Raw genomic sequence first — 3,768 nt, 5'->3', positions numbered from 1 at the left:
GCTGGGGGTGGGGTGTCGGGGCCATCGGCGGCACCTGCGTGTGCGGGCCGGTCGTGGTGGCGTACGGCTGCTGCGGGTAGCCGTACGGGCGCGCCGGGGGCTGCTGGAGCGACGGGTAACCCTGGTACGTGTACCGCACTTGGTGGAAGTGGCGGATGTCCGCCGCGAGGTAGTACCCGACCGCGGGCACGAGGCTGCCCAGGAGCAGGGTCAGGCCCGTCCAGCCACCCGTGGTGTGGATCTCGTCGCCGGGCTCGGCGCCGACCAGGACGAAACCGAGGACCTCGGTCGCGAGGACGGCCACGAGCAGGCCCCAGTCGACCGATCTGCGGGTCACAAGTGCCAAGCGCAGCATCATCGCCCAGCCGAGCAGGCCGCAGCTGCACACGGAGAGCACCACGAAGAACACGCGCAGGAAGACCAGCTGCCCGGTCGGGGGTGGCGGCTTCACCGGCTGCGCCTGGCCGTGGCCTTGCATGGTTGCTCCTGGAGACCTGATGGGGACGGGTGACGACAGGGACGTACGAATGCGGAGTCCGAGCGTATAGGCCGACAAGGACAAGTGGTCCAGGGTTGTACCGAACCGTTGTCGTGCTGGTCACCGCGTACGCCCCAGGGGCCTCAGCCGGGCTCGACCGTGCCGTCCGCCAGACCGTCGTACATGCCGCGGACCAGTTGCTCACCGAGGCTGCCCGCGAGCCGCAGCGCCCCCTCGAACTCGGCGAGCGCGCGGAACCGTTCGCCGTACGCGCGCTGCTGTTCCAGGGGCAGCCGGGGCAGTTGGAGGCGGCGCACGTCGAGCCGGGTCGCGGTGGACGCGTAGCTGCTCGCCTGGCGGTTGTTGGCGGTGCCGCGCAGGAAGCCGGCGAGGAACCACGGGTCGAGTGCGGCCGGGTCGGGCCGCAGCAGCACGAGGTTGCGGCCGAGGGCGGCGCCCGCGTCCGCCTCGTCGATCACGCGCGCGATGGAGCCGCCGCCGAGCACGGGCACGACGACGTCCCCGGCCTCGGTGAGCACGGCCTCCTCGTCGCTCTCGGCGAGCGTTCCAGGAGGCGCCGATCCGGACGGCGTTGTTCCAGAGAGTGCCGTTCCGGAGAGAGTTGATCCGGAAGCTGTTGTTCCGGCGAGTACGTCGTGGTCGGTGAGGACGGGCACGCGCGCGTGGCCGCCGTTTCCTCCCGTACGCAGCCGCAGCGCGCCCCCGCGCGCGAGTTCGCCGATCGTGGTGAGCGGCCAGCGGGTGGGCCGGCGCGGATCGGCGGAGGGCGGGGTGAGGCGGCCGGTCAGCCGCAGGGTCTCGCCCAGGCGGTCGCGCACGACCCCGAGCTGCTCGACGCCGCCGCCGGCCTCGGAGGGCGGCAGATGACGGGCCGGGGCCAGGTCGACGTCGTCGTCGAGGAGTTCGATGACCGGCACGGAGCGGCTGAGGCCCGGCCGCTCCGGCGCGGTGCCGTTCCGGTCGAAGGGGCGCCAGGCGTCGAGGACGGCGGCGCGCAGGGCCCCCCAGTCGAGCCCGCCGCGGCCGTCCGCGGTGAACACGCCGGTGTCGGCGAGCAGCACCTCGGGCTGCGCGCGCCGGCCGGTGACCGCGGGCTTGCGCAGCACCCACAGATGCAGCGGGAGGTTGTGCGGAGGCGCCGCGCCCGGCGGCAGGGCGATCACGGCGCGCAGGGCGCCACGGCGCAGCAGGTCGGCGCGGATACGGCGGCCGGAGCGGCGCGAGGCGGCGGCGGGCGGCATCAGCAGGACTCCGATACCGCCTTCCTTGAGCCGGGCCAACGCGTGCTGCACCCAGGCCAGTTCGGACTCGGTGCGGGCGGGGAAGCCGTACTCCCAGCGGGGGTCGTAGGCGAGCTCGTCGTGGCCCCAGTTGCGCTCGTTGAACGGCGGGTGGCACAGGACGGCGTCGGCCCTGAGGCTTCCGTACGCGTCCTCGCGCAGGGTGTCGGCCGCGGCGGTGCGCACGGTGGCCCGGGTGTGCAGGGCGAGGCGCAGTGCCGTCAGAGCCGCCTGCTCGGGTGCGCTGTCCTGGCCGTGGAGGTGCTGGTCCGCGGTGGACGACGAGCCCTGCGCGACGGCCACCGCGCGCAGCAGTGCGCCGGTGCCGCACGCCGGGTCGAGGACGTCGGCGGCGGGTCCGGCGAGATCGGCCATCAGGGCGGCGAGGCCGGGCGGCGTGAGCGTGTACTGGCGGGGGTTCGCGTCGAGGTGCCGGCCGAGCAGGAACTCGTACGCCTTACGCGCGTCCAGCTCCGCGGCAAGTTCGGCCGCACCGCGCAACAGGGGCGCGGACACCCTCAGTCGGTCGGCGGTCGGTGTGTCGACGGCCCGTTTGCGGATCGCCCCGAAGCGGAGGGTGAGGACCTGGTCGAGGGGCGCGGGCAGCAGCTCGGCGAGGCGGTCGTCGGAGCCGGCGCTCAACTCCAGCCAGACCGTGGGGCGGTCGTGGACGAGCAGGAGAGCACAGCCGACGTACACCAGGGCGGCGACGGCGCCCTGCGGGTGTCCGGCGACCTGCTGCCAGACGCGCTCGCGCAGCGGGACCTCGGCCAGCTTGCCCTGGACGCGCAGCCAGTCCTCGACTTCGGCGAGCGCGAAGGAGGGGCTGGTCTCGGTGCCGCCGACGGGTTTGGGGAAGTCGGCGTGGCGGCGGCGCCAGTTGCTGACGGCGGCGCGGCCGACTCCGGCGAGCCGCGCGATTCCGGCCGCGGTGACCTCTGTCCCGTTCTCCTGCACCCGCCGGGCTCCCCTCGTCTGGTGTGGCGTCGAGTTCGTTGGTGTGTGGCGCGTTCTCGGTGTGTGACGCCTTCTTGCTTGTGACGCCTCCGTGTGTGACGTGGAGCATATCGGCGCAGGCAAGCCCCCCTCCATTCACGGCCGTGTACGTGGCCATATCTGTGAACCGTGTTGACTCGGTTCACAAGCTCTGCTGTGATTGACCCATCGGATGAACGGCCGCCGGGAAGGGCGGCTGTCATCTCTGGGAGGGGGACTGTCATGGGCGCCGAGGGCAAGATCGCGCTGGGGGTCGTCGTGGGCGTCGTCGTCATCGGCGCGGTGTCGGCGAACGCGGGTGACGGGGACGCCGGTTCCGGCAGCGGCACCGGCAAGGACTCCGCGGTCTCCGCCGGGCGCGAGTCCGGCAAGAAGGCCGACACCGACTCGGCCGCGAGCACGAAGAAGGACGCGAAGGCGGGCAAGGGGGACGAGGCCGAGAAGAAGGCGGCGTTCCAGGGGGACGGCGACTTCGAGGTCGGCAGCGACGTGCAGCCCGGCACCTACCGGACCACCGGCAACACCGACGACCTCTGCTACTGGGAGCGCGCCAAGGACGCCTCGGGCGAGATGGACTCGATCCTCGCCAACGACAACGTCAGCGGCACCAGTTACGTGACCATCCTGAAGAGCGACAACCTCTTCAAGTCGAGCGGCTGCAAGGACTGGGAGGCCGTGGACGCGAAGGCGTCCGGCACACCGGCCACGCTGGTCAAGGGCGCCGGCGGGATGCACAGAGTCGGCGTCGACATCGCCCCCGGCACCTACCGGTCCACCGGCAACACGGACGACCTCTGCTACTGGGAGCGGACCAAGGACGCCTCCCACTCGCTGGAGTCGATCCTCGCGAACAACAACGTGTCCGGCTCGGCCGTCGTGACCATCGCCGCCGGTGACGCGTACTTCAAGACGTCGGGCTGCAAGGACTGGAAGAAGACCGGCTGACGACGGGGCGTCCGGCCCCCCCCTGCCCCCTTGCCCGTACCTCTCCTC

At 72.4% G+C, this 3,768-nt stretch carries 3 protein-coding genes; 1 reads left to right on the top strand and 2 read right to left on the bottom strand.

Features of this window, described 5'->3' with window-relative positions:
* Together AOK01_RS25205 and AOK01_RS25200 are read right to left on the bottom strand one after the other, a co-directional pair.
* The coding region (locus tag AOK01_RS25205; RefSeq protein WP_055515477.1) for a hypothetical protein at positions 1–478 on the bottom strand (478 nt) is incomplete at its 3' end.
* Between the two features lie 143 nt (positions 479–621).
* Entirely contained in the window at positions 622–2,736 is a 2,115-nt protein-coding gene (locus AOK01_RS25200) for an N-6 DNA methylase (RefSeq protein ID WP_055515475.1), read from the bottom strand.
* 261 nt (positions 2,737–2,997) lie between these two features.
* On the opposite strand from AOK01_RS25200, the gene AOK01_RS25195 reads away from it, so the two are divergent.
* The gene (locus tag AOK01_RS25195) at positions 2,998–3,720 is read left to right on the top strand and encodes an Rv1352/Rv1906c domain-containing protein (RefSeq protein WP_055515473.1); all 723 of its coding nucleotides are present in this window, start codon (positions 2,998–3,000) and stop codon (positions 3,718–3,720) included.
* The last annotated feature ends 48 nt before the right edge of the window (positions 3,721–3,768 follow it).

The sequence above is a fragment of the Streptomyces aurantiacus genome (genome assembly GCF_001418335.1).
GTDB lineage: Bacteria > Actinomycetota > Actinomycetes > Streptomycetales > Streptomycetaceae > Streptomyces > Streptomyces aurantiacus.
The sequence above is the reverse complement of the archived record's forward strand: the minus strand, read 5'-3'. Positions and strand labels throughout refer to the sequence as shown.